The organism is Pseudomonas sp. CM27 (assembly GCF_013179515.1).
In the GTDB taxonomy this organism is placed as follows: domain Bacteria; phylum Pseudomonadota; class Gammaproteobacteria; order Pseudomonadales; family Pseudomonadaceae; genus Aquipseudomonas.
In genome coordinates this window covers 1-25,541 of the sequence record NZ_JABMCN010000055.1, presented here as the reverse complement: position 1 = coordinate 25,541, position 25,541 = coordinate 1, and the positions used below count along the sequence as shown (strand labels likewise).

General features: G+C 64.5%; 22 protein-coding genes and 1 pseudogene. 15 read left to right on the top strand and 8 right to left on the bottom strand.

Translation table 11 applies throughout. From position 1 onward, the window contains the following. On the top strand, nt 1-204 hold a 204-nt coding region (locus tag HP547_RS09450), incomplete at its 5' end, for a DUF3509 domain-containing protein (protein WP_172286146.1). A gap of 144 nt (nt 205-348) precedes the next feature. On the opposite strand, the gene HP547_RS09445 is transcribed toward HP547_RS09450, so the two are convergent. Both HP547_RS09445 and HP547_RS09440 read right to left on the bottom strand, forming a co-directional pair. Beyond that, nucleotides 349-1,224: a TIGR02285 family protein gene (locus HP547_RS09445; RefSeq protein WP_172286145.1), complete on the bottom strand. Its 876-nt coding sequence runs from the start codon at nt 1,222-1,224 to the stop codon at nt 349-351. 20 nt (nt 1,225-1,244) lie between these two features. After that, complete coding sequence (locus HP547_RS09440; RefSeq protein ID WP_172223264.1) at nt 1,245-2,444, bottom strand: CaiB/BaiF CoA-transferase family protein; 1,200 nt, start codon at nt 2,442-2,444, stop codon at nt 1,245-1,247. Nucleotides 2,445-2,575: 131 nt separating this feature from the next. Between HP547_RS09440 and HP547_RS09435 the strand changes: the two genes are divergently transcribed. Both HP547_RS09435 and recJ read left to right on the top strand, forming a co-directional pair. Beyond that, nucleotides 2,576-3,118: a YaeQ family protein gene (locus tag HP547_RS09435; protein WP_172223260.1), complete on the top strand. Its 543-nt coding sequence runs from the start codon at nt 2,576-2,578 to the stop codon at nt 3,116-3,118. 8 nt (nt 3,119-3,126) lie between these two features. Then, complete coding sequence (recJ, locus tag HP547_RS09430; protein WP_172223257.1) at nt 3,127-4,836, top strand: single-stranded-DNA-specific exonuclease RecJ; 1,710 nt, start codon at nt 3,127-3,129, stop codon at nt 4,834-4,836. A 321-nt stretch (nt 4,837-5,157) separates the two neighbouring features. Here the strand turns inward: recJ and HP547_RS09425 are convergent. Next, a pseudogene (locus HP547_RS09425) lies at nt 5,158-5,238 on the bottom strand (DUF3077 domain-containing protein); the annotation flags it as partial. A 421-nt stretch (nt 5,239-5,659) separates the two neighbouring features. On the opposite strand from HP547_RS09425, the gene HP547_RS09420 reads away from it, so the two are divergent. After that, nucleotides 5,660-6,766: an NADH:flavin oxidoreductase/NADH oxidase gene (locus tag HP547_RS09420; protein WP_172223252.1), complete on the top strand. Its 1,107-nt coding sequence runs from the start codon at nt 5,660-5,662 to the stop codon at nt 6,764-6,766. A gap of 292 nt (nt 6,767-7,058) precedes the next feature. Here HP547_RS09420 and HP547_RS09415 read toward each other — a convergent pair whose 3' ends face one another. The 5 genes from HP547_RS09415 to ydcS all read right to left on the bottom strand — a co-directional run bounded on the left by HP547_RS09415 (nt 7,059) and on the right by ydcS (nt 12,541). Next, on the bottom strand, nt 7,059-8,483 hold the full coding sequence (locus tag HP547_RS09415; RefSeq protein WP_172223247.1) for a gamma-aminobutyraldehyde dehydrogenase: 1,425 nt from the start codon (nt 8,481-8,483) through the stop codon (nt 7,059-7,061). A gap of 17 nt (nt 8,484-8,500) precedes the next feature. Continuing rightward, entirely contained in the window at nt 8,501-9,307 is an 807-nt protein-coding gene (locus HP547_RS09410; RefSeq protein ID WP_172223243.1) for an ABC transporter permease, read from the bottom strand. Then, a complete protein-coding gene (locus HP547_RS09405; protein ID WP_172286144.1) occupies nt 9,297-10,208 on the bottom strand; it encodes an ABC transporter permease in 912 nt (303 codons plus the stop codon). The genes HP547_RS09410 and HP547_RS09405 overlap by 11 nt, the downstream gene beginning before the upstream one ends. Nucleotide 10,209: 1 nt before the next feature. After that, the gene (locus HP547_RS09400) at nt 10,210-11,241 is read right to left on the bottom strand and encodes an ABC transporter ATP-binding protein (protein ID WP_172286143.1); all 1,032 of its coding nucleotides are present in this window, start codon (nt 11,239-11,241) and stop codon (nt 10,210-10,212) included. Nucleotides 11,242-11,389: 148 nt separating this feature from the next. Beyond that, nucleotides 11,390-12,541 (bottom strand): putative ABC transporter substrate-binding protein YdcS, encoded by a 1,152-nt coding sequence (gene ydcS / locus HP547_RS09395; RefSeq protein ID WP_172232439.1) that lies wholly within the window; start codon nt 12,539-12,541, stop codon nt 11,390-11,392. 155 nt (nt 12,542-12,696) lie between these two features. Here ydcS and HP547_RS09390 point away from each other — a divergent pair, with 155 nt between their 5' ends. The 11 genes from HP547_RS09390 to HP547_RS09340 form a co-directional block, all read left to right on the top strand. Further along, nucleotides 12,697-13,377, top strand: a complete 681-nt coding sequence (locus HP547_RS09390) for a tellurite resistance TerB family protein (RefSeq protein ID WP_172232436.1) — start codon at nt 12,697-12,699, stop codon at nt 13,375-13,377. A 204-nt stretch (nt 13,378-13,581) separates the two neighbouring features. Then, nucleotides 13,582-15,204 (top strand): methyl-accepting chemotaxis protein, encoded by a 1,623-nt coding sequence (locus tag HP547_RS09385; RefSeq protein WP_172286142.1) that lies wholly within the window; start codon nt 13,582-13,584, stop codon nt 15,202-15,204. 5 nt (nt 15,205-15,209) lie between these two features. Beyond that, nucleotides 15,210-15,716 carry a chemotaxis protein CheW gene (locus tag HP547_RS09380; protein WP_172286141.1) on the top strand — a complete coding sequence of 169 codons (507 nt, stop codon included), beginning with the start codon at nt 15,210-15,212 and terminating at the stop codon, nt 15,714-15,716. Further along, nucleotides 15,713-16,981 (top strand): protein-glutamate O-methyltransferase CheR, encoded by a 1,269-nt coding sequence (locus HP547_RS09375; protein WP_172286140.1) that lies wholly within the window; start codon nt 15,713-15,715, stop codon nt 16,979-16,981. The genes HP547_RS09380 and HP547_RS09375 overlap by 4 nt, the downstream gene beginning before the upstream one ends. Further along, nucleotides 16,978-17,640: a chemotaxis protein CheW gene (locus tag HP547_RS09370; protein ID WP_172286139.1), complete on the top strand. Its 663-nt coding sequence runs from the start codon at nt 16,978-16,980 to the stop codon at nt 17,638-17,640. The genes HP547_RS09375 and HP547_RS09370 overlap by 4 nt, the downstream gene beginning before the upstream one ends. Beyond that, on the top strand, nt 17,637-19,919 hold the full coding sequence (locus HP547_RS09365; RefSeq protein WP_172286138.1) for a hybrid sensor histidine kinase/response regulator: 2,283 nt from the start codon (nt 17,637-17,639) through the stop codon (nt 19,917-19,919). The genes HP547_RS09370 and HP547_RS09365 overlap by 4 nt, the downstream gene beginning before the upstream one ends. Next, nucleotides 19,916-20,929 (top strand): Wsp signal transduction system protein-glutamate methylesterase WspF, encoded by a 1,014-nt coding sequence (wspF, locus tag HP547_RS09360; RefSeq protein WP_172286137.1) that lies wholly within the window; start codon nt 19,916-19,918, stop codon nt 20,927-20,929. The genes HP547_RS09365 and wspF overlap by 4 nt, the downstream gene beginning before the upstream one ends. 51 nt (nt 20,930-20,980) lie before the next feature. Then, nucleotides 20,981-21,985: a Wsp signal transduction system regulator diguanylate cyclase WspR gene (gene wspR, locus HP547_RS09355; RefSeq protein WP_172230601.1), complete on the top strand. Its 1,005-nt coding sequence runs from the start codon at nt 20,981-20,983 to the stop codon at nt 21,983-21,985. 200 nt (nt 21,986-22,185) lie between these two features. Continuing rightward, a protein-coding gene (gene prfB / locus HP547_RS09350; RefSeq protein WP_172230604.1) for a peptide chain release factor 2 occupies nt 22,186-23,281 on the top strand; the annotation gives its coding sequence in 2 pieces (ribosomal slippage) (nt 22,186-22,257 and nt 22,259-23,281; 1,095 coding nt in all). 92 nt (nt 23,282-23,373) lie between these two features. Further along, complete coding sequence (gene lysS / locus HP547_RS09345; protein ID WP_012270790.1) at nt 23,374-24,876, top strand: lysine--tRNA ligase; 1,503 nt, start codon at nt 23,374-23,376, stop codon at nt 24,874-24,876. Between the two features lie 209 nt (nt 24,877-25,085). Further along, a partial coding sequence (locus HP547_RS09340; protein WP_172286136.1) for a TetR/AcrR family transcriptional regulator occupies nt 25,086-25,541 on the top strand: 456 nt, incomplete at its 3' end.

The window sequence follows — 25,541 nt, the reverse complement described above, 5'->3', positions numbered from 1 at the left end:
AATCGCCAACTGACCGTTCACGACCGCCTCGCCGGCATCACCCTGCGGCGTACGGTCAGCGAGCGGCAGTTGCAGGAGCAACGCCTGTTGATCGATCTGGTGGATGGTCTGCACCGTGATTTGCAGATAGCCGAAGGGCGATTGCAGCCCTGTGTGATCGCCGCCCTGCAGCAACGCCAACAACCCCAGGGAACCTTTGCCTGAGTGGCGTATCAGACACAGTAGGGCAGCCAGCCAGTGCTTTGCTCCGGTGCTGGCATGGCTGTCACGGGAAGTCCTGAAGGGCTTTCGCTTGGCCCCGGGCGTCCTCCCCAGCGTCCGGGGTTTCTTTTATCCGCAGCCAGGCAGTTATTGGGTTTCGAAGAAGCGCTTGCTGTCGTCCAGGTAGTCTCCCCGCAACGCAGGGTCCAGCCAGCGCGCATACAACTCAGGCAGCACATCGTGGCGCAGCGCAGGCAACAGCTGGTCGATATGCGCCACTGCAGCACGCCCCAGCGGGCTGTCGGAACACCCCACATGCAAAAACTGGTAGCGCTCCACGCCCTGCACCGGATGGAACTGGTACTCGGTCAGTGACCCGCCTTGTTGCTGGATCAGGTAGCGCACTTCGGGCCAGTAGCCGAGCACCATGCGCAGGCGACCCAGTTGCTGCATCTGCAGCAGGTTGGCGGTAGCGTCGTTGCCGTAATGACGGCTGAGCGAGGTACCGGGCAACTGACCCAGAATGGTATCGATCTGGGTGCCGTAGCTGCGTTCGGCAACGATGCCCAGCTTCAGTGCCGGCTGTTTGAACAGCGCGAGCAGGTCCACGTCCTGCCCACTCAGAAACGGCTCAACCAGTGCCTGGTTTTCCCGGCGCAGCACCAGCCCCCCGCTCAACACACCAAGCGACGGCATGGAGAAGTGCACGTACCTGGCGCGCTCCGGGGTCCACAGCAGGGTCGGGTCGCAGGTGAAACTGTTGGGGTCTTGCAGCATCTGAATGCCACGGGCGCGGTTGACCCGCACGATGCTGTGGTCGTACTCGGGCATCTGCCCGATCAGAATGGGCAGCAACTGGTCGATCACCCCTTGGCCTTTCTCCGAGCCTTCGAAGATGGTGAACGGCGGCAGGTCACGCACCAGCCAGAACAGGCGCTCTCTGGCGCTTGCAGGCTGCAGCAGCAATGCGGGCAGAAGCCCGCACAGCAGGACCAGTCGGCGTAAGCAGCGGGCAGCGCGCATGGGGCCGGGCAGCGCCAGGGTCAGACCGTGCCGGCTTTGCGCAGGCTGGCGATGGCCGCTGGGTCGTAGCCCAGGCCGCCAAGCAGCGCTTCGGTGTGCTCGCCCAGTGCCGGGCCGACCCACTCGGCGGAGCCTGGGGTGTCCGACAGCTTGGGCACGATGCCGGGCATGCGGAACGGTTTGCCATCGGGCAGCTTCGCCTGCAGAAACATCTCGCGTGCCAGGTACTGCGGGTCGCTGAACATGTCTTCGGCCGAGTAGATGCGGCTGGCCGGCACTTCGGCCGTGGTCAGCACCTGCATGAGCTGTTCCAGCGGCAGGCTGTTGGCCCAGCGGTCGATCACTCCGTACAGCTCGTCGCGGCGCAGGTCCCGGCCGTCGTTGCTGGCCAGCGCAGGGTCGTCGGCCAGGTCGGGGCGGCCGATGGCCTGCATGAAGCGCTTGAAGATCGCATCGCCGTTGGCGCCGATCTGCACATGTTTGCCATCCGCGCTGGTATGGATGGAGGAGGGGGTGATGCCCGGCATGATATTGCCGGTGCGTTCGCGGATAAAACCGAACACGTCGAACTCCGGAACCATGCTTTCCATCATGGCGAAGATCGCCTCGTACAGCGCAACGTCCACCACCTGACCCTGGCCGTTGTTGACTTCGCGGTGGCGCAAAGCCATGAGCGCGCCGATCACCCCCCAAAGGGCGGCAATCGAGTCACCGATGGAAATGCCCGTGCGCACCGGTGGGCGGTCTTCGAAGCCGGTGATGTAGCGCAGGCCGCCCATCGACTCGCCCACGGCGCCAAAGCCTGGCTGGTCTTTCATCGGCCCGGTCTGGCCAAAGCCTGACAGGCGCACCATCACCAGGCGCGGGTTCAGCGCATGCAGCACATCCCAGCCCAGGCCGAGCTTTTCCAGTACGCCCGGGCGAAAGTTCTCGATCAGGATGTCGGCCTCGGCCAGCAACTGCTTCAGAATGTCTCGGCCTTCGGGGTGCTTGAGGTTCAGGGTCAGCGACTGCTTGTTGCGGGCCTGCACGAACCACCACAGCGACGTGCCCTCGTACAGCTTGCGCCACTTGCGCAACGGGTCGCCGCCATCGGGCGACTCGACCTTGATCACCTCGGCACCGAACTCGGCACAGATGCGCGACGCAAACGGCCCAGCAATCAGGGTGCCGAGTTCGATGACTTTGAGGCCGGCGAGGGGTTTGCTGGGCGTAGGCATGGGGCATCCGTGGCAACTGGGCAGAGCCGTGGTTTTATCATAGGTCGGTAGCGCCGGGTACTGCTGCGGCGCATGCAGGGTGTGGATAGGTTAGACTGTTGCACTTTTCTTTTGCACGAAGCCCGTCGACCATGGCCCAGCCGTCCACCACCTACAAGTTCGAACTGAATCTGACTGACCTTGATCGCAACGTCTACGAAAGCGTCAAGCAGACCATCGCCCGCCACCCATCGGAAACGGAAGAGCGCATGGCGGTCCGGCTGTTGGCGTACGCGCTGTGGTACAACGAGAACCTGTCGTTCGGTCGTGGCCTGTCGGATGTCGACGAGCCGGCGCTGTGGGAAAAAAGCCTGGATGACCGCGTGCTGCACTGGATCGAAGTGGGCCAACCCGATGCCGACCGCCTGACCTGGTGCTCGCGTCGCACCGAACGCACCAGCCTGCTGGCGTATGGCAGCCTGCGTGTGTGGGAAACTAAGGTGTTGAGCGCAGTCAAGAACCTGAAGAACCTGAACATCGCCGCCGTGCCCCAGGAAGTGCTGGAGACCTTGGCTACCGATATGCCACGCAGCATCAAATGGGACGTGATGATCAGCGAAGGCACGGTATTCGTGACTGACGACCGTGGCCAGCACGAAGTGCAGTTGCAGTGGCTGCTCGGTGAGCGTGGCTGAAGCGACCCATGCGTATCGAACCGCGTCCCCTGCCGCCGACCCTGCCATTGCTGGGTAACCTGCCACCCTTGCTGACCCGCCTGTACGCTGCGCGTGGCGTGCAGAACGAGGCCGAGCTGGATAAGAGCCTGGCGCGTCTGCTGCCGTATCAGCAGCTCAAGGGCATCGAGGCCGGCGTGGACCTGCTGGTCCAGGCCCTTGACCAGCGCCAGCGTATCCTCATCGTCGGTGACTTCGATGCCGACGGCGCCACCGCCAGCACCGTCGGGGTGCTGGGCCTGCGCCTGCTGGGCGCGGCCCATGTCGACTACCTGGTGCCCAACCGCTTCGAATACGGCTACGGCCTGACCCCGGAAATCGTCGAGGTAGCGCTGCAGCGCCAGCCACAGCTGCTGATCACCGTGGACAACGGCATTTCCAGCGTCGACGGCGTTGCCGCCGCCAAGGCGGCCGGGCTCAAGGTGCTGGTCACCGACCACCACCTGCCCGGCCAGCAGCTTCCCGATGCCGACGCCATCATCAACCCCAACCAGCCGGGCTGCGAGTTTCCCAGCAAGGCGTTGGCCGGGGTTGGCGTCATCTTCTACGTGCTTATGGCTCTGCGCGCGCGCCTGCGCAGCCTCGGCCGCTACGAAACGCAGCCGCAGCCCAATATCGGCGAACTGCTCGACCTGGTGGCGCTGGGCAGTGTTGCCGACGTGGTGCCGCTGGACGCCAACAACCGCATTCTGGTCCATCAGGGCCTGGAGCGTATCCGCGCCGGCCGCGCCAGGCCGGGCCTGAAAGCCATTCTCGAAGTGGCGCGCCGTGATCATCGACGCATCACCTCGACCGACCTCGGCTTCATCCTTGGCCCACGGCTGAACGCCGCCGGGCGCCTGGATGACATGAGCCTGGGTATCGAGTGCCTGCTGTGCGAGGACCAGGCCCTGGCCCAGGACATGGCCCAACAGCTGGATGGCCTTAACCAGGACCGCAAGTCCATCGAGCAGGGTATGCAGCGCGAAGCGCTGGCGCAGCTCAAGGACCTGCCGGTCGAGTCCATGCCGTACGGGCTTTGCCTGTTCGATGCCGACTGGCACCAGGGGGTGATCGGTATTCTGGCATCGCGCCTGAAGGAGCGTTATCACCGGCCGACCATCGCCTTTGCCGATGCCGGTGACGGCATGCTCAAAGGCTCGGCGCGCTCGGTGCCGGGGTTTCACATTCGTGATGCGCTGGATGCCGTGGCGGCGCGCCAGCCGCAGCTGATCAGCAAGTTTGGTGGCCACGCCATGGCAGCAGGGTTGTCTTTGCCCGAGGGCAATTTCCCGGCGTTTGCCGAGGCGTTCGACGAGGAAGTGCGGCGCCAGTTGTGCGAGGACGACCTGACCGGCCGTCTGCTGTCCGATGGCAGCCTGGCAGTGGAAGAGTTCCACCTCGACCTGGCCAAGGCCCTGCGCAATGCCGGGCCGTGGGGGCAGCATTTCCCCGAGCCACTGTTCCATGGCGTGTTCCAGCTGGTGGAGCAGCGTGTGGTTGGCGAGCGGCATTTGAAGGTGGTGCTCAAGAGCGAATGTGGTTCGGTGCGGCTGGACGGCATTGCCTTTGGTATCGACCGCGAAGTCTGGCCGAACCCGACAGTGCGCTGGGTCGAGCTGGCCTACAAGCTGGATGTGAACGAGTTTCGCGGCAATGAAAGTGTGCAGTTGATGATTGCCCATATGGAGCCGCGCTGACTGCAGTTCCGGGGGCTGCTCTGCAGCCCATCGCCGGCAAGCTCCCACTGCGACCGCTTTGCCCTCAAGTCATGCGCCTTCCCTGTGGGAGCGGGCATACCCGTGAACACCGGCGAAGCCGGTGCCATCCACCGAGTCGCCTGCTTCGCGGGCATGCCCGCTCCCACAGGGTTGTGCGGCGGGCTGAAATGCCTGTAAGGGTGCTTGGCTGTCGCGGCGGTTGGGGCTGCCAGGTGCCTGCCTTTAGTGTGATCTCACAGGCGCTGCAAACTTGTCGGCGTACACCCGGTGGCCTTCACGCGAACAACGACCACACCAACCTCAACGCGACATACCTAACTCGGCATCATCCATCAACGCCTTGGCCATAGCACTGAGGTAGTGGGCAGCCCAGATCCCGCGCACAACTGCCATGACGACAGCTACTCGGTAATTGATCGGGATTCCACGCCCGGACGCTGAATGGCAGCGACCAGCAAAGGCTAATGACTCAGGATTCCAGTAACAATCAGGCGGGTGTCGACAGGACTTGTAGGGTATTTCCTCAGGTTGGGAATCGCCATACATCGGTTGTAGGGGATATCTGAAATGCTTGTCAGGGTGTTTGGCTGTCGCGGCGGTTTGGGCTACCAGTTGCCTGCCTTCAGTGTGATGTCGCCTATAAGATCGAGCGCCATCATCCCCACGTCAGACACCCCAAAATCCCATGGAACCTTCCCCCCAACCATTCTGGTCTAGTCTGAATACTGACCGGACCCGGGCCAGGGACGTGTAATTGAGTGCTCGGGCCGGATCACCATTGGAGTCCTTGGGAGGTGCCCTCATGAGCTTGCTGCTCGAGCCTTACACCCTGCGTCAGCTGACCCTGCCCAACCGCATCGCTGTGTCGCCGATGTGCCAGTATTCCGCCATCGATGGCCTGGCCAACGATTGGCACCTTGTTCATCTGGGTAGCCGCGCCGTAGGCGGTGCGGGGCTGGTGATCACCGAAGCCGTGGCGGTCACTGCCGATGGCCGTATCACCGCCGAAGATCTCGGCCTGTGGGAAGACGCCCAGATCGCCCCGCTGCAACGCATCACCCGCTTCATCACCGCCCAGGGCGCCGTGCCCGGTATCCAGCTGGCCCACGCCGGACGCAAGGCCAGTACCTATCGCCCTTGGCTGGGCAAGCAGGGCAGCGTCAAGCTGGAGGAGGGGGGCTGGCAGCCGGTGGGGCCGTCGAGGATCGCCTTCGACCCACAACACACTGCGCCGCGTGAATTGAGCAAGGAAGAAATCCAGGACGTGGTCGACGCCTTCGTGGCCTCGACCAAGCGTGCCTTGACGGCGGGTTTCAAGGTGGTGGAAATCCATGCCGCCCATGGCTACCTGCTGCACCAGTTCCTGTCGCCGCTCAGCAACCAGCGCCGCGACGAGTACGGCAGCTGCTTCGAAAACCGCATCCGCCTGACCCTGCAGGTGGTCGAGGCTGTGCGCAATGCCTGGCCCGCCGAATTACCGCTGTTGGTGCGGGTATCGGCGACCGACTGGGTGGAGGACGGCTGGAACCCGGATGAAACCGTCGAGCTGGCGCGGCGCCTGCGTGCGCTGGGTGTCGACCTGATCGATGTATCGTCGGGCGGCACGTCGGTCAACGCCGAAATCCCTACGGGCCCCGGTTATCAGACCCGTTTCGCCGAACGCGTGCGCAAAGAGGCGGAAATCGCCACCGGCACCGTGGGCATGATCACCGAGCCCGCCCAGGCCGAGCACATCCTGCGCACCGGCCAGGCCGATGTGATCTTCCTCGCCCGCGAACTGTTGCGCGACCCTTACTGGCCGCTGCATGCCGACGACGACCTGGGCGGCAACAAGGCCACCTGGCCGGCGCAATACCAGCGCGCGACCAGCCGGGCCAACCCGATTCATGAGTCAGACCTACGCGACTAGAGGCTACCTGTACTGGCCTCTTCGCGGGCGTGCCCGCTCCCACAGGTACAGCACTAACCTCAAGGGCTGTGATGTACCTGTGGGAGCGGGCACGCCCGCGAATGCGATGGTGGTTTTACCTCCGCATTCGCGGGTAAACCCGCTCCCACAGAGTCTGCGCAGCCTGAAGGGCTGGATGATGCCCATCCCATTTTGATGGCTGCAAGATAAAGGATGTGGCATTGGGAATGCGCTGAACCGCTTGTAGGAAAGCGCCTGGATTGAGCTGCCGGTCCCAATCCAGGCTTTACGCTCAATGTTTGATCATCACATGCCGCACGCAGGTGTAATCCTCCAGCCCGTACATCGACATATCCTTCCCATACCCGGAATGCTTCTGCCCACCGTGCGGCATTTCGCTGACCAGCATGAAGTGGGTATTCACCCAGGTACAGCCATATTGCAGGCGCGCAGCCAGGCGATGGGCGCGGCCGGTGTCGCGGGTCCATACCGATGAGGCCAGGCCGTAGTTGGAATCGTTGGCCCACTCCAGCGCCTGCGCCTCGTCGGTAAATCGCGTCACCGATACCACCGGGCCGAACACTTCGTTGCGCACGATCTCGTCGTCCTGCAGGGCGTCGGCCAGCACGGTCGGGGCGTAGAAGAAACCATCGCCATCAATGGCTTTGCCACCCGTTACCAGGCGAATGTGCGGCTGGGCGATGGCCCGCTGCACCAGGCCGGAGACCTTGTCGCGGTGCTGGGCACTGATCAATGGCCCCAGTTCGGTGTCTTCTGCTTCCTGCAGGCCGGCCTTCAGGCTGGAGACTGCTTCACCCAGGCGCTCGACAAAGCGTTCGTAGATACCGTCCTGCACATACAGCCTGCAGGCTGCAGTGCAGTCCTGGCCGGCGTTGTAGAAGCCGAACGTACGAATGCCGTCGATGGCGGCATCGATGTCGGCATCATCGAACACCAGCACCGGGGCCTTGCCACCCAGTTCCATGTGCATGCGTTTCACGCTGTCGGCGGTGGCACTGATGATATGTGCGCCGGTGGGGATCGAACCGGTCAGCGACACCATGCGCACCTTGGGGTGGTTGACCAGCGGGTTGCCGACTGTCTGGCCTCGGCCGAAGAGGATGTTCAAGACGCCAGGCGGTAGCAGCTCCCGGGCCATTTCGCCCAGGCGCAGGGCGGTCAACGGGGTCATCTCCGAAGGTTTGATCACCACGGTATTGCCGGCCGCAAGGGCCGGGGCGATCTTCCATGCCAGCATCATCAACGGGTAGTTCCAGGGGGCTATCGAGGCCACCACGCCCACCGGGTCACGGCGAATCATCGAGGTGTGGCCCGGCAGGTATTCGCCCGCTGCCGAGCCGCCCAGGCAACGCGCGGCACCGGCGAAGTAGCGGAACACATCGGCAATCGCGGGGATTTCGTCATTCAGTGCGGCGCTCAATGGCTTGCCGCAGTTCTGCGATTCCAGCCGCGCCAGTTCATCGCCATGGGCTTCGATCGTGTCGGCCAGCGCCAGCAACGCCTGCGAGCGCTCCTTGGGGCTGGTTTGCGACCAGCTGTCGAAGGCCTGGTCGGCGGCCCGCACGGCGCTGTCCACCTGGGCTTCGGTGGCTTCGTTGATTTGCGCCAGGGCACTGCCCAGGGCCGGGTTGAGCACGGTCCAGGCCGGGCCTTCGCCCGCGACCAGTTGGCCGTTGATCAGCATCTGCGTTTGCATCGGAGACTCCTCCAGGGTCATTTGCCACTGCCCGCGACGCTTTCGCCGCCGCGGGTCAGGTAATAGGCGCCAAGGATCGGCAGCATGGTCACCAGCATCACCAGCATGGCGACCACATTGGTCACCGGCACGTCGCGCGGGCGGCTGAGCTGGTTGAGCAGCCAGATCGGCAGGGTGCGTTCGTGGCCGGCGGTAAAGGTGGTGACGATGATTTCATCGAACGACAGGGCAAAGGCCAGCATGCCGCCCGCCAGCAGCGCCGAGCCAAGGTTGGGCAGAATGATGTAGCGGAAGGTTTGCCAGCCATCGGCGCCAAGGTCCATCGAGGCCTCGATCAGGCTTTGCGAGGTCCGCCGCAGGCGGGCGATCACGTTGTTGTAGACGATCACCACGCAGAACGTGGCGTGGCCGACCACGATGGTGAACACCCCCGGCTCGATGCCCAGGGTCTTGAATGCCGAGAGCAGGGCGATGCCGGTGATGATGCCGGGCAGGGCGATGGGCAGGATCAGCATCAGCGAAATGCTCTCCTTGCCAAAAAAGCTGCGCCGGTACAACGCCGCCGAGGCCAGCGTGCCGAGCACCAGGGCGATCAGCGTGGCCAGGCAGGCCACCTGCAGCGATAGCTTGATGGCCTCCAGCACATCAGGCCGGGCAAAGGCCACGGTTAACCACTTCAGGGTAAAACCCTTGGGTGGGAAGCTGAACGCGGCTTCTTCGGTGTTGAACGCGTACAGGAAGATGATCAGGATCGGGAAGTGCAGGAACAACAAGCCGCCCCAGGCTGCCAGGCGCAGCCCGGTTGACGCTTTTTCAGAGTGCATCGAAGGCCCCCAGGCGCTTGACGATGGACAGGTACACCGCGATCAGCACGATCGGCACCAGGGTGAACGCGGCGGCCATCGGCATGTTGCCGATCGCCCCTTGCTGGGCGTAGACCATGCTGCCGATGAAGTACCCGGGCGGGCCGACCAGTTGCGGCACGATGAAATCGCCCAGGGTGAGCGAAAAGGTGAAGATCGAGCCGGCGGCGATGCCCGGAATCGACAGCGGCAGGATCACCTGCACAAAGGTTTGCCCGGGCCGCGCACCCAAGTCCGCCGACGCTTGCAGCAGCGAAGGCGGCAAGCGCTCCAGAGCGGCCTGGATGGGCAGGATCATGAACGGCAGCCAGATGTACACGAACACCATGAAGCGCCCCAGGTGCGAGGTGGATAATGTACTGCCGCCCACCCCCGGCACGGTCAGCACGGCTTGCAGCAGCGCATCCAGATGCAGCTGCTGGACGAACCACTGGGCGACGCCGCCCTTGGCCAGCAGCAGGGTCCAGGCGTAGGTCTTGACGATGTAGCTGGCCCACATCGGCATCATCACCGCGATGTAGAAAAACGCCTTTGTCTTGCCGCTGGTGTAGCGCGCCATGTAGTAGGCGATGGGAAAGGCCAGCACCGCGCTGGCCAGCGACACGGCCACCGCCATGCCCAGGGTGCGCAGGATGATGTCGAAGTTCGACGGGTTGAGCAGCGCGGCGAAGTTGCCCAGGGTCAGTTCCGGGGTCACCGCCATGGTGAAGTCGTCGAAGGTATAGAAACCCTGCCACAACAGGTTCAGCAGCGAGCCCAGGTAGATGGCGCCGAACCAGGTCAGCGGCGGGATCAACAGCAGCGCCAGGTACAGGTTGGGGCGCCGGTACAGCAGGTTGGACAGGCTGCGCAGTGTGCTCATGTCAGTGGGCCTCGGTTTCCTGCAACACCGTCATCGCCTCACGCGGCCAGTGCGCCTGAATCCGTTGCCCCGGCTGCCAGGCCTGTGCCTGTGCCTGCCAGCGGTCGTTGGCCTGGGTCACCGCCAGCAGTTGGCCGCTGTCCAGCTGCAGCTCGTAGCGGGTGGCGCTGCCCTGGTACTGCACATCGCGCAACAGGCCGCTGACCTGCACCTCATGGCTGGTGACCACCGGGTCGCCCAGGCGGATGTGCTCGGGGCGGATCGAGAAGGGCGCCGGGCTGCCGTTCAGGGCCATCGCCAGCTCGCCACGCACCACGTTGGAGGTGCCGACGAATTCGGCGACGAAGGTGGTGGCGGGTTTCATGTACAGGTTGCGCGGCGTGTCGACCTGCTCGATACGGCCGCGGTTGAACACAGCGACCCGGTCGGACATCGACAGGGCTTCGGTCTGGTCGTGGGTGACGAATATGAAGGTGATGCCCAGTTGGCGCTGCAGCTTTTTCAGTTCGCCCTGCATCTGCTCACGCAGTTTCAGGTCCAGCGCGCCCAGGGGTTCGTCCAGCAGTAGCACCCGCGGCCGGTTGACCAGTGCCCGGGCCAGGGCCACGCGCTGGCGCTGGCCCCCGGACAGCTGCGCTGGTTTGCGGGCGCCGTAGTCGGCCAGTGCCACCATGGCCAGGGCTTCTTCGGCGCGGGCCTGGCGTTCGGCCCTGGCGACGCCTTTTACCTTCAGGCCATAGGCGATGTTGTCCAGCACATTCATGTGCGGGAACAGCGCGTAGTCCTGGAACACGGTGTTGACGTCACGTTGATAGGGCGGCACGCCGGCGGCCTCCACACCGTGGATGCGGATCGAGCCGTGGGTGGGCTGCTCGAAGCCGGCGATCAGGCGCAGGCAGGTGGTCTTGCCCGAGCCCGAGGGGCCGAGCATGGAGAAGAACTCGCCATCGATGATGTCGATGCTGACCTGGTCGACGGCCTTGACCTCGCCGAAGGTACGGGAAACCTGGGTGAACTGGACGGCTAGGGGCATAAGCAGCTCTCAGTTGTTCTTGTATTGCCTGTACTGGCCCTATTGCCGGCAAGCCAGCTCCCACAGGGACCGCACAGTACTGGAGACTTGTGCAGTACTAGTGGGAGCTGGCTTGCCGGCGATAGGGCCGGTGCGGGCGAAGCAACCCTCAGCGCCCACCCATGATCGCAATATAGTCCTGGGTCCAGCGGCTATACGGCACGAACTTGCCGCCCTGGGCCTGCGGGGTTTTCCAGAACGCGATCTTGTCGAAGTTGTCGAAACCGTTGGTCTTGCAACCTTCGGCGCCCAGCAGTTCGCTGCCGGTGCAGGCCGCTGGCACCGCCGGCAACGAGCCGAACCAGGCCGCCACGTCACCCTGCACCTTCGGCTGCAGCGACCAGTCCATCCACTTGTAGGCGCAGTTGGGGTGTTTGGCCTCGCTGTGCAGCATGGTGGTGTCGGCCCAGCCGGTAGCGCCCTCCCTGGGAATGGTCGAGGCCACCGGCTGGTTCTCGGCCTTCAGGCCATTGACCATGTAGCCCCACGAGCTGGAGGCGACTACACCTTCGTTCTTCACATCGCTCATCTGCACCGTGGCGTCATGCCAGTAGCGGTGGATCAGCGGTTGTTGCTGGCGCAGCAGTTCGAGCACGGCCTTGTATTGCTGCTCGTTGAGTTCGTACGGGTCGTTGATGCCCAGCTCGGGCTTGGCCGACTTCAGGTACAGCGCCGCGTCAGCGATGTAGATGGGGCCGTCGTAGGCCTGGACCCGGCCTTTGTTGGGCTTGCCGTCGGGCAGGTTCTGCGGCTCGAACACCACGCCCCAGCTGGTGGGCGGCTGCTTGAAGGTATTGGTGTTGTACAGCAGCACATTCGGCCCCCACTGATACGGGGTGCCATACACCTGCTTGTCGACCACGTACCAGCCGCCGTCCTGCAGGCGCGGGTCGATGTTCTTCCAGTTGGGGATCAGGGTGGTGTTGATCGGCTGTACGCGCTTGCCCACGATCAGCCGCAGCGAGGCGTCGCCCGAGGCGGTGACCAGGTCGTAGCCGCCCTTGGTCATCAGGCTGACCATTTCGTCCGAGGTGGCGGCGGTCTTGACGCTGACCTTGCAGCCGGTCTCCTTCTCGAAACCGGTCACCCAGTCGTAGGCCTTGTCGCTTTCGCCGCGTTCGATGTAGCCGGGCCAGGCGACGATGTCCAGGCGCCCCTCGCCGGGCCCCACGGCCTTGGGTGGCTCGGCGGCCTGCAGGCTGGCGCTGGCGAGCAAGGCGCCCGACATGGCGCCGAGCAATGCGGTCTTGTGCACTGGCATGGTGTTCCCTCTTCTTGGAGATTTTGGTCCGGGCAGTGCTCGAGTCTAGTTGGCTTTTTGCCAGCCAACGCAACATCCAGAAGCAAATCCCCGATGGCGCACGCTGCGCCAAGCCTTACTCTGGCCATTCATTTCCCAGATGCGGAGACGCGCGAATGAATACCCGGGGCTTGCTTGATCAACTGCTCAAATCCGGCCAGCAACTGCTCGACAAAAAGGCAGGTACAAGCCAATCCGCCAGTGCTGGCGGGGGCCTTGGCGGGCTGTTGTCCGGTGCGGGGGGCGGCCTGCTGGGCGGGGGGGCGCTGGGGCTCTTGCTGGGCAACAAGAAAGCCCGCAAATATGGCGGCAAGGCGCTGACCTACGGCGGTCTGGCCGCGCTGGGCGTGCTGGCCTACAAGGCCTACGGCAACTGGCAGGCGAACCAGCAGGGCGCCAGGCCGGAGCCGCAGACGGTCGACCGCCTGCCACCGCCCCAGGTCGAGCAGCACAGCCAGGCGGTGCTGCGGGCGCTGGTCGCGGCGGCCAAGTCCGACGGGCATATCGACGAGCGTGAGCGGGACTTGATCGAGGGTGAATTCGCCCGCCTGGACAGTGACCGCGAACTGCAGTACTGGCTGCATGCCGAGCTGAACAAGCCGCTTGACCCGGCCGAGGTGGCGCGAGCTGCGCAAACCCCGGAGATGGCTGCCGAGATGTACCTGGCCAGCGTGATGATGGTTGACCAGGAAAACTTCATGGAGCGCGCGTACCTGGATGAACTGGCGCGCCAGTTGCGGCTGGACCCGGCGCTGCGTCAGGAGCTTGAAAGCCAGGTACGGTTGGCGGGAGCGTAGTGGCAGTGCTCGCCATGGCATTTGCAGCGGCTGGGTGATCGAGCGCCGCCCGCGCGGCGCTCGATCTCACAGGCGCTGAATCTGTCGAAGCGGGCACCCGGTGGCCTTGACGCCCCATCCCCACATTTCACCCGCAAAAGCATAAGGCCTCTGGGCTATACTTCGGCGATTTCCCCGCTCGTTGTGAATTCCTGAGGGCTGAATGTGAAGAACTGGACCTTGCGCCAACGGATCCTGGCAAGTTTCGCCGTGATCATCGCCATCATGCTGCTGATGATCGTGGCCGCCTACTCGCGGTTGGTGACCATCGAAAGCGCCGAAGAGGCGGTGGGGACAGACAGCATTCCGGGGCTCTATTACAGCTCGATGATCCGCAGCGCGTGGGTCGACAGTTACGTCACCAGCCAGCAGTTGGTAGGCCTTTCCAACCGCCGCGAAATCACATCTGCCGACCTGGAACTGTTCAAAAGCTTCGAGGACCGTCTGAAGCAGCACATGGCCAGCTACCAGGGGACCATTCAGGATACCGACGACCAGACGCGCTTCGACAGCTTCAATCAGATGGAGCAGGCCTACCTCAAGGTCGTCGGCCAGGTACTGGACGCCTACCGCCAGCATGACTACGACGAAGCCCAGCGGCTGATCACCGAGGTGCTGACCCCGGCCTGGGTGGCCGGGCGCAAGCTGCTCAACGAAGTGATCGATCACAACCGTGCCTCCTCCGAAGCCGACACCAGTGAGATCGTCAGTGCCGTGAGCACCGCCAAGGGCAGCATGGTGGTATCGCTGCTACTGGCCATCGTCGCGGCCGGCATCTGCGGCCTGCTGTTGATGCGCGCCATCACCGCGCCCATGCAGCGCATCGTGCATGCCCTCGACAAGCTGCGCTCGGGCGACCTGAGCATGCGCCTGAGCCTGGACCGCAAGGACGAGTTCGGTGCCATCGAAAGCGGCTTCAACGAAATGGCCGAAGCCCTGGCCAACCTGGTGGCCCAGGCCCAGCGCTCGTCGGTGCAGGTGACCACCTCGGTGACTGAAATCGCCGCCACTTCCAAGCAACAGCAGGCGACTGCCACCGAAACTGCCGCGACCACCACCGAGATCGGCGCTACCTCGCGGGAAATTGCCGCCACCTCGCGTGACCTGGTGCGCACCATGACCGAAGTCACCTCGGCCGCCGACCAGGCCTCCAGCCTCGCCGGCTCCGGCCAGCAGGGCCTGGCGCGCATGGAAGAGACCATGCACCAGGTCATGGGCGCTGCCGACCTGGTCAACGCCAAGCTGGGCATTCTCAACGAGAAGGCCAGCAATATCACCCAGATGGTGGTGACCATCGTCAAGGTCGCCGACCAGACCAACCTGCTGTCGCTCAACGCCGCTATCGAAGCGGAAAAGGCCGGCGAGTACGGCCGTGGTTTTGCCGTGGTGGCCACCGAAGTGCGCCGCCTGGCCGACCAGACCGCCGTGGCCACCTACGACATCGAACAGATGGTGCGCGAGATCCAGTCGGCCGTGTCGGCCGGGGTGATGGGCATGGACAAGTTCTCCGAAGAAGTGCGCCGCGGCATGTTCGAGGTGCAGCAGGTCGGCGAGCAGCTCAGCCAGATCATCCACCAGGTGCAGGCGCTGGCGCCGCGCGTGTTGATGGTCAATGAAGGCATGCAGGCCCAGGCTACCGGTGCCGAGCAGATCAACCAGGCGCTGGCCCAGCTCAGCGACGCCAGCACCCAGACTGTCGAGTCGCTGCGCCAGGCAAGCTTCGCCATCGATGAGCTGAGCCAGGTGGCCGCAGGCCTGCGCGGCGGCGTGTCGCGCTTCAAAGTCTGACTGCGATGAACGACTTGCAACCCCGCGCCGCGCGGGCGGGCAACGCCAAGGGTGCGTTGTACCTGCAGTTTCGCATCAGGCAGCAGCGCTTTGCCCTGAGTGCGCACGAGGTGATCGAGGTGCTGCCGCGTCAGCCGCTCAAGCCGATTGCCCAGGCGCCCGCGTGGGTCGCGGGCATCCTCGCCCACCGCGGCCTGCTGGTGCCCGTGATCGACCTGGCCGCATTGAGCTTCGGCCAGCCGGCGGCGCAGCGCACCAGTACCCGCCTGGTGCTGGTGCACTACCGAGGGGGGCTGCAGCTTGGCCTGATCCTGGAACAGGCCACCGAAACACTGCGTTGCCACCCCGACGAATTCCAGCCCTATGGTGTGGATGCCGGCGAGGCGCCGTACCTGGGGCCGGTGCGCCAGGATGAACAAGGCCTGCTGCAGCGTGTGGAAGTAAACGACCTGCTGCCGGCGGCCGTGCATGAACTGCTGTACGCGGATCACCAGACAGGGATGGCGACATGATCGAACAGCGTTTTTTTCGCTTCTTGCGCGAGCGCATCGGCCTGGACGTGGAGTCGGTGGGCGCGCCCATGGTCGAGCGTGCGCTGCGCCAGCGCTGTGTTGCCATGAACGGCATCGACCTGGACGATTACTGGCTGCGGCTGCAGCAGTCTGCCGATGAACAGCAGGCGCTGATCGAGGCGGTGATCGTTCCGGAAACCTGGTTCTTCCGTTACCCGGAGTCCTTCACCGCCCTGGCCAGCCTGGCGCACAAGCGCCTGGCCGAGCTGGCGGGGGCGCGGCCACTGCGCTTGCTCAGCTTGCCGTGCTCGACCGGCGAGGAGCCATATTCGCTGGCCATGGCCTTGCTGGATGCCGGCATCGCACCGGGTGCGTTTTTGATCGACGGCATGGACATCAGTCCCAGCTCGGTGGCCAAGGCTGGGCAGGCCGTGTATGGGCGCAATGCGTTTCGCGGCAGCGACCTGGGCTTTCGCGAGCGCTACTTCGATGCTGTTGACGAAGGCCACCGCCTGCATGAGCGGGTACGCCAGCCCAGCCTGCAGGTAGGCAACGTGCTCGACCCGGCGCTGGCCAGCCGCGATGGCCTGTACGACTTCGTGTTCTGCCGCAACCTGTTGATCTATTTCGACGTACCAACCCAGCAGCGAGTGTTCGAAGTGCTCAAACGCCTGCTTCATCCGCAGGGTGTGCTGTTCATCGGCCCCGCCGAGGGCAGCTTGCTGGCACGGTTGGGCATGCGCCCGCTGGGCATCGCGCAGTCGTTCGCCTATGTGCGTCAGGAGGGCGGCAGCACGCCGCTGGCGGCGGCTTCGGCCCTGCCCGTAAAGCGTCCCCAACCCGCACTGGCCACCCCGGGCTATCCGCCGCCGGGTGCAGCGTTGCCGCGCCCGCTGCGGGTGCTGCCCGTCACGACCAGGCCCGCGCCGGCGCGCAACCAGCGTGAGGACGAAAGCGAGTTGCTGGACAGCATTGCCCGGCTGGCCAACGCCGGTGCCAGCGATCAGGCCCGCAGCGAATGCCAGCGCTACCTGGGGCAGTTCGCGCCGTCGGCGCAGGTGTACTACTGGCTGGGGCTGCTCAGTGACACCGCAGGCGATGCGCAGCAGGCACTGACCCACTACCGCAAGGCCCTGTACCTGGAACCACAGCACCCCGAGGCGCTGGTGCACCTGGCGGCCCTGCTGGCGGCCCAGGGCGACCTGGCCGGGGCCCGGCGCCTGCAGGAGCGGGCTGCGCGGGTTGGCCGGGAGTCTGAGCGATGAAGGGTGAATCCGCGATGCAGCTACTGGCCGAGGATGACGCGCACATCGACGACTGCTGGAACCGCATTGGCGTCCACGGTGACAAGCAGTGCCCACTGCTGGAACAGCATGTCCACTGTCGCAATTGCGAGGTGTATGCCGCTGCAGCCACGCGCCTGCTCGACCGCTATGCCTTGATGCAGGACCACCAGCCGGCAGTGGCGCCGGTGGAGGAACACACCGGCCGCTCCATGCTGCTGTTCCGCCTGGGTGAAGAATGGCTGGCGCTGGCCACGTCCTGCCTGGCCGAGATCGCCCCGTTGCAGGCGGTTCATTCGCTGCCACACCAGCGCTCGCGGGTGCTGCGGGGGGTTGCCAATGTGCGGGGGGCGCTGGTCCCGTGCCTGTCGCTGGCCGACCTGCTGGGTGTGCAGGCCGCTGCCGCTGAGCCGCGCGGCGGGCGGGCGATGCCACGCATGCTGATCCTGGCTGCCGAAGGTGGCCCGGTAGTGCTGGCTGTCGAAGAAGTCGACGGTATTCATCGGCTCGACCCGCTGCTGCAAGGCAGTGGCCAGGATGCCACGCACTTCACTGCTGCAGTGCTGCAATGGCGCGGCCGCAGTGTGCGAGTGCTGGACGATCAACAATTATTGTCTGCCGTACAGCGGAGCCTTTCATGACCCCGGAGCAAATGCGCGACGCATCGTTGCTCGAACTGTTCAGCCTGGAGGCCGAGGCGCAGACTCAAGTACTGAGTACCGGCCTGATGGCGCTGGAGCGCAACCCCACGCAGGCCGACCAGCTTGAGGCGTGCATGCGTGCCGCCCATTCGCTGAAGGGCGCGGCTCGTATCGTCGGAGTGGATGCTGGCGTCAGCGTTGCCCACGTCATGGAAGATTGCCTGGTGGCAGCCCAGGAAGGGCGCTTGCGCCTCACCGCCGAGCATATCGACGCGTTGTTGCAGGGGACCGACCTGCTGATGCGCATCGCTACGCCGGGCGACTCCAGGGCGCAGGCGACCCTGCCGGTGTTCCTTGCACAAATGGCCAGCCTGCTCGATCCAGGCGCTGCGGCTATAGCTGCCACGCCGGCTTTGCCGGGCCTGGCGCCGCCAATCGAACCTGTGCTGCTGGCAAGGGAGCCACTGGAGCTTGAGCCGGAGCCTGAGCCGACCGTGAATCGCAAGGCCGGCAAGCGCGCCGGCGAAGGTAGCGAACGGGTGCTACGGGTCACCGCCGACCGCCTCAACAGCCTGCTCGACCTGTCCAGCAAGTCGCTGGTGGAAACCCAGCGGCTCAAGCCCTACCTGGCCACCCTGCAGCGCCTCAAGCGCATGCACGGGCAGGGCATGCAGGCGCTCGACGGCCTGCGCATGCAACTGGAAGACAGCGGCCAGAGCAGCGAGGTGCTTGATGCCTTGGCGCAAACCCAGCGCCTGTTGGCCGAGACCCAGCAGATTCTGCAGCAGCAGGCCGCCGACCTTGATGAGTTCGGCTGGCAGGCCAGCCAGCGTGCGCAACTGCTTTACGACACCGCGCTGGCCTGCCGCATGCGCCCGTTTGCCGATGTGCTGACCGGCCAGAGCCGCATGGTCCGTGACCTCGGCCGGTCCTTGGGCAAGCCGGTACGGCTGGCCGTGGAAGGCGAAAAGACCCAGGTCGACCGCGATGTACTGGAAAAGCTCGAAGCACCGTTGACCCACCTGTTGCGCAACGCGGTCGACCACGGCATCGAGCCGCCGGAACGGCGCCTGCTGGCAGGCAAGCCGGATGAGGGCGTGATCCGCCTGCGTGCTTCGCACCAGGCCGGCATGCTCAGCCTGGAGCTGATCGATGATGGCGCCGGCATCGACCTTGAGCGCCTGCGCAGCAGCATCGTGGAACGCGCCCTGTCGCCTGCCGACACAGTGGCGCGGATGAGCGAGGCGGAGCTGCTGACGTTCCTGTTCCTGCCCGGCTTCAGCCTGCGCGACAAGGTCACCGAAGTGTCCGGCCGTGGCGTGGGGCTGGATGCGGTGCAACACATGATCCGCGAGCTGCGCGGCTCGATCGAGCTTACCCAGGTGGCGGGGCAGGGCTGCCGCTTCCACCTGCAGGTGCCACTGACCCTGTCGGTGGTGCGCAGCCTGGTGGTCGAGGTGGGCGGTGAGGCCTATGCCTTCCCCCTCGCCCATATCGAACGCACCCTGGAGGTGACTGCCGAGCAGATCGTGCAGATCGAAGGGCGCCAGCACTTCTGGCACGAAGGTCGGCATATTGGCCTGGTGGCAGCCAGCCAGTTGCTGAACCGCCCGGCCGGGCAAACCGAAGAGGCCAGCCTGCGGGTGGTGGTGATCCGGGAGCGCGAGCAACTGTACGGCGTGGCCGTGGAACGGCTGGTGGGCGAGCGGGTGCTGGTGGTGATGCCGCTCGACCCACGGCTGGGCAAGGTGCAGGACATTTCTTCCGGCGCCTTGCTCGATGATGGTTCTGTGGTGCTGATTGTCGATGTCGAGGACTTGCTGCGCTCGGTGGAAAAACTGCTCAGCACCGGCAGCCTTGAGCGTATCGAACGCGGTAACAGCAGTGCCCGTGGCATGGTCCGCAAGCGCGTGCTGGTGGTCGACGATTCACTGACCGTGCGTGAACTGCAGCGCAAGCTGTTGAGTAACCGTGGCTATGACGTGGCCGTGGCGGTGGATGGCATGGACGGCTGGAACGCCCTGCGTGGCGAGGATTTCGACCTGCTGATCACCGACATCGACATGCCGCGCATGGACGGCATCGAACTGGTCACCCTGGTGCGCCGCGACCAGCGCCTGCAGGCGCTGCCGGTGATGGTGGTGTCGTACAAGGACCGTGAGGAAGACCGGCGGCGTGGCCTGGATGCCGGTGCCGACTACTATTTGGCAAAAGCCAGTTTCCACGACGATGCGTTGCTGGATGCTGTAGTCGAGCTGATCGGAGGTGCTCAAGGATGAAGATCGCCATCGTCAATGACATGCCCATGGCCGTCGAGGCGCTGCGCCGGGCAGTCGCTTTCGAGCCCGCGCATCGGGTGGTGTGGGTGGCCAGCAATGGCGCCGAAGCGGTGCAGCGCTGTGCCGAACAACTGCCGGACCTGATCCTGATGGACCTGATCATGCCGGTGATGGATGGCGTCGAGGCCACCCGGCGGATCATGGCCGAAACCCCGTGTGCCATTGTCATCGTCACCGTCGACCGCCAGCAGAACGTGCACCGGGTGTTCGAGGCCATGGGCCATGGCGCCCTGGATGTGGTCGATACCCCGGCGCTGGGTGCTGGCGATGCCCGCGAGGCGGCGGCGCCATTGCTGCGCAAGATTCTCAATATCGGCTGGTTGGTCGGCCAGCAGCGTGCCCCTGCCGAACGCCCGAAGGCCGTGCCGGTGCGGGAGGCCTCGCAACGCCCTGGCCTGGTGGCGATCGGCTCGTCGGCTGGCGGGCCGGCAGCGCTCGAAGTGTTGCTCAAAGGCTTGCCGAGCAAATTCCCCGCAGCCATCGTGCTGGTCCAGCATGTCGACCAGGTGTTTGCCGCTGGTATGGCCGAATGGCTCAGCAGCGCTGCAGGCTTGCCGGTGCGCCTGGCCCAGGAAGGCGAGCCGCCGCAGCCTGGCCAGGTGTTACTGGCAGGCACCAACCACCACATCCGGCTGCTGAAAAACGGCCAACTGGCCTACACTGCCGAACCTGTCAACGAGATCTACCGGCCCTCCATCGATGTGTTCTTCGAGAGCGTGGCACGGTACTGGACCGGCGATGCGGTGGGCGTGTTGCTCACCGGCATGGGCCGCGATGGTGCCCAAGGCCTGAAACAGATGCGCCAGCAGGGCTTTCTGACCATTGCTCAGGACCAGGCCAGCAGCGCCGTCTACGGGATGCCCAAGGCTGCTGCGGCGATAGATGCTGCGGTGGAGATCCGCCCGTTGGAACGAATAGCCGGGCGCTTGACGGAAATTTTCGCAAAATGACGAAGTGTATTGAATCACGCCGCCTGGCCGGCAGTGATCGGGTGAACTGGCATGAATGATTTACCGATCGAAGGTTTCGCGACCGCCCATGAAAATTCGGCGATGGTGCTGTTGGTCGACGACCAGGCCATGATCGGCGAGGCGGTGCGGCGTGGCCTGGCCAATGAAGACAACATCGATTTCCACTTCTGCGCCGACCCGCACCAGGCCGTGGCCCAGGCCATGCGCATCAAGCCCACGGTGATCCTGCAGGACCTGATCATGCCGGGCCTGGACGGGCTGACGCTGGTACGCGAATACCGCAACAACCCGGCAACCCAGGACATCCCGATCATCGTCCTGTCGACCAAGGAAGACCCGCTGGTGAAAAGCGCGGCATTTGCCGCCGGGGCCAACGATTACCTGGTCAAGCTGCCGGACACCATCGAACTGGTGGCGCGCATTCGCTATCACTCGCGCTCCTACCTGACCTTGCTGCAGCGTGACGAAGCCTACCGCGCCTTGCGCGTCAGCCAGCAGCAGTTGCTGGACTCGAATCTGATGCTGCAGCGGCTGATGAACTCCGATGGCCTGACCGGGCTGTCCAACCGCCGCCACTTCGACGAGTACCTGGAGCTGGAATGGCGCCGGGCCATGCGTGAACAGCAGCAGTTGTCGTTGCTGATGATCGACGTCGACTACTTCAAGGCCTACAACGACAGCTTCGGCCACCTGGCCGGCGATGAAGCGCTGCGCCAGGTGGCCGAATCCATCCGTGGCTCCTGCGCGCGGCCGACCGACCTGCCGGCACGTTACGGTGGCGAGGAGTTCGCCCTGGTGCTGCCCAATACCTCGCCAGGCGGTGCGCGGCTGGTGGCCGAGAAGCTGCGTCAGACCGTGCAAGGCCTGGGTATCCCGCACAGCGCGCCGGCGGCCGGCTCGTACCTCACCGTGAGCATTGGCCTGGCCACCCAGACCCCGGCGCAGGGCCACCACTGCCGTCAGCTGATCTCGGCGGCGGACAAAGGCCTGTACCAAGCCAAGAACAACGGGCGCAATCAGGTCGGTATCGCCTGACAGGGCCTCATCGTCGGCAAGCCAGCTCCCACAGGTGCAGCACCCGCCTTGTGGGGCTGGCTTGCCGGCAACAGGGCCGGGGCAGGTGCCAGAGGTCATTCAGGCGATGCCACTTCTACCGCCCGGCGGGTCTGCCGCCGTGCTGCGGACTCGGTTATACTCGCGGGCTTTTCACCGAATTCGCACGAGAGCCGCCGACCATGGAAATCCAACCGATCCTGAACACCATCAAGGACCTCACCGAGCGTTCCCAGTCCATTCGGGGGTATCTTTGACTACGATCAAAAGCATGACCGCCTGATCGAAGTCAACCGCGAGCTGGAAGACCCCAACGTCTGGAACAAGCCAGAGTACGCCCAGGCCCTGGGCCGCGAGCGTGCCATGCTGGCGCAGGTGGTCGAGACCCTGGACAAGATGTCCAACGGCCTGGCCGACTGCAAGGACCTGCTCGACATGGCTGTCGAGGAAGACGACGAAAGCGCCGTGAGCGACGTCGAGACCGAGCTGCAAGGCCTGGAAGAATCCCTGGCCCAGCTTGAGTTCCGTCGCATGTTCAGCGGCGAGATGGACCCGAACAACGCCTACCTGGACATCCAGGCCGGCTCCGGTGGTACCGAAGCGCAGGACTGGGCCAACATCCTGCTGCGCATGTACCTGCGCTGGGCCGACAAGCGTGGTTTCGACGCCACCATCATCGAGCTGTCCGAAGGTGAAGTCGCCGGCATCAAGGGCGCCACCGTGCACATCAAAGGCGAGTATGCCTTCGGCTGGCTGCGCACCGAAATCGGCGTGCACCGCCTGGTGCGCAAGAGCCCGTTCGACTCCGGTGCGCGTCGCCACACCTCGTTCTCGGCGGTGTTCGTGTCGCCCGAAATCGACGACAAGGTCGAGATCGATATCAACCCGTCCGACCTGCGCATCGACACCTACCGCTCCTCGGGTGCCGGTGGCCAGCACGTGAACACCACCGACTCGGCGGTGCGTATCACCCACGTGCCGACCAACACCGTGGTGGCCTGCCAGAACGAACGCTCGCAGCACGCCAACAAGGACACCGCCATGAAAATGCTGCGGGCCAAGTTGTACGAGCTGGAAATGCAGAAGCGCAACGCTGCTTCGCAGGCGCTGGAAGACAGCAAGTCGGACATCGGCTGGGGCCATCAGATTCGCTCCTACGTCCTCGATGACTCGCGTATCAAGGACCTGCGTACCGGCGTCGAGCGCAGCGACTGCAACAAGGTGCTGGACGGCGACATCGACCAGTACCTGGAAGCGAGCCTCAAGCAGGGGCTGTAAGCCGCATACCACTGCCGCGCTACCGGCCGCTTGCCGGTAGCGCGTGCCCTGCCCGAGAAGGGCAACGAATACCTGATGGAAAGAATGACGACATGAGCGACCTGAAGACCGAATCGCAAGACCTGCAACAGGAAGAAAATGCCCTGATCGCCCTGCGCAAGGAAAAACTTGCCGCCGAGCGCGCCAAAGGCAATGCCTTCCCCAATGACTTCCGTCGCGACAGCTACTGCAACGACCTGCAGAAACAGTACGCGGACAAGACCAAGGAAGAGCTGGAAGCAGCCGCGATCCCGGTCAAGGTAGCCGGCCGCATCATGCTCAACCGTGGCTCGTTCATGGTGATCCAGGACATGACCGGTCGCATCCAGGTCTACGTCAACCGCAAGACCCTGCCGGAAGAAACCCTGGCGGCGGTCAAGACCTGGGACCTGGGCGACATCATCAGCGCCGAAGGCACCCTGGCCCGTTCCGGCAAGGGCGACCTGTACGTCGAGATGACCAACGTGCGCCTGCTGACCAAGTCGCTGCGCCCGCTGCCCGACAAGCACCACGGCCTGACCGACACCGAGCAGCGCTACCGCCAGCGTTACGTCGATTTGATGGTCAACGAAGAAACCCGCCACACCTTCCGTGTGCGTTCGCAGGTGATCTCGCACATTCGCAAGTTCCTCATCGAGCGCGACTTCCTCGAAGTCGAAACGCCGATGCTGCAGACCATCCCGGGCGGTGCCGCCGCCAAGCCGTTCGAAACCCACCACAACGCCCTGGACATGGCCATGTTCCTGCGCATTGCGCCGGAGCTGTACCTCAAGCGCCTGGTAGTGGGTGGCTTTGAAAAGGTGTTCGAGATCAACCGCAACTTCCGTAACGAAGGCGTTTCGACTCGTCACAACCCTGAATTCACCATGCTCGAGTTCTACCAGGCCTACGCCGACTACCGCGACAACATGGACCTCACCGAGGAACTGTTCCGCGAGCTGGCGCAGCTGGTACTGGGCAGCACCGACGTGCCTTACGGCGACAAGGTGTTCCACTTCGGCGAGCCGTTCGTGCGCCTGTCGGTGTTCGACTCGATCCTCAAGTACAACCCGGAGCTGACCGCCGCCGATCTGCAGGACGTCGACCGGGCCCGTGACATCGCCAAAAAGGCTGGTGCCAAGGTGCTGGGCCACGAAGGCCTGGGCAAGCTGCAGGTGATGATTTTCGAAGAGCTGGTCGAGCACAAGCTGGAGCAGCCGCACTTCATCACCGAGTACCCGTTCGAAGTGTCGCCGCTGGCCCGTCGCAACGACGACAACCCGGCCGTGACCGACCGCTTCGAGCTGTTCATCGGTGGCCGCGAGATCGCCAACGCCTACTCCGAGCTCAACGATGCCGAAGACCAGGCCGAGCGTTTCCTGGCCCAGGTGGCCGAGAAGGATGCCGGTGACGACGAAGCCATGCACTACGACGCCGACTTCGTCCGCGCCCTGGAGTACGGCATGCCGCCGACTGCAGGCGAGGGCATCGGTATCGATCGCCTGGTGATGCTGCTGACCAACTCGCCGTCGATCCGCGACGTGATCCTGTTCCCGCACATGCGTCCGCAGGCCTGAGTGAAGTGAACGAGCCGCCTTTCGAGGCGGCTTTTTCTTGCCTGAAGCATTATGTTGTCTGTACCGGCCCTATCGCCGGCAAGGCAGCTCCCACAGGTATCGCACAGGTCTCAGGCTTGTGCAGTACCTGTAGGAGCTGGCTTGCCGGCGATAGGGCCGGTACAGGCTGCAGATGACTTGAACCATGAGGTAGCCCCTTGACACCCGCCATGCCTGACCAAGGCGCCGCCGGCATCGCCACCGCCGTCGCCGAAAGCGTGCAATACCAAGGCCGCAAGACTGCCCGCCAAGGCAGCGAGCAGCGCCGCCAGCTGATCCTCGACGCCGCCATGCGCATTGTCGTGCGCGACGGCGTGCGCGGTGTGCGCCACCGCGCGGTGGCGGCCGAGGCCGGTGTGCCGTTGTCGGCCACCACCTACTACTTCAAGGATATCGAGGACCTGCTCACCGATACCTTTGCCCAGTACGTCGAGCGCAGCGCTGCCTACATGGCCAAGCTGTGGGCCAACACCGAGGTGCTGTTGCGCCAGTTGGTGGCCCAGGGTGATGGCACCCCGCAGGCACGGGCACGCCTGGCCGACGAAGTGGCGGGCATGACCGCCGACTACGTACAGCGCCAGTTGCTCAACCGTCGCGACTTCCTGATGGCCGAACAGGCCTTTCGC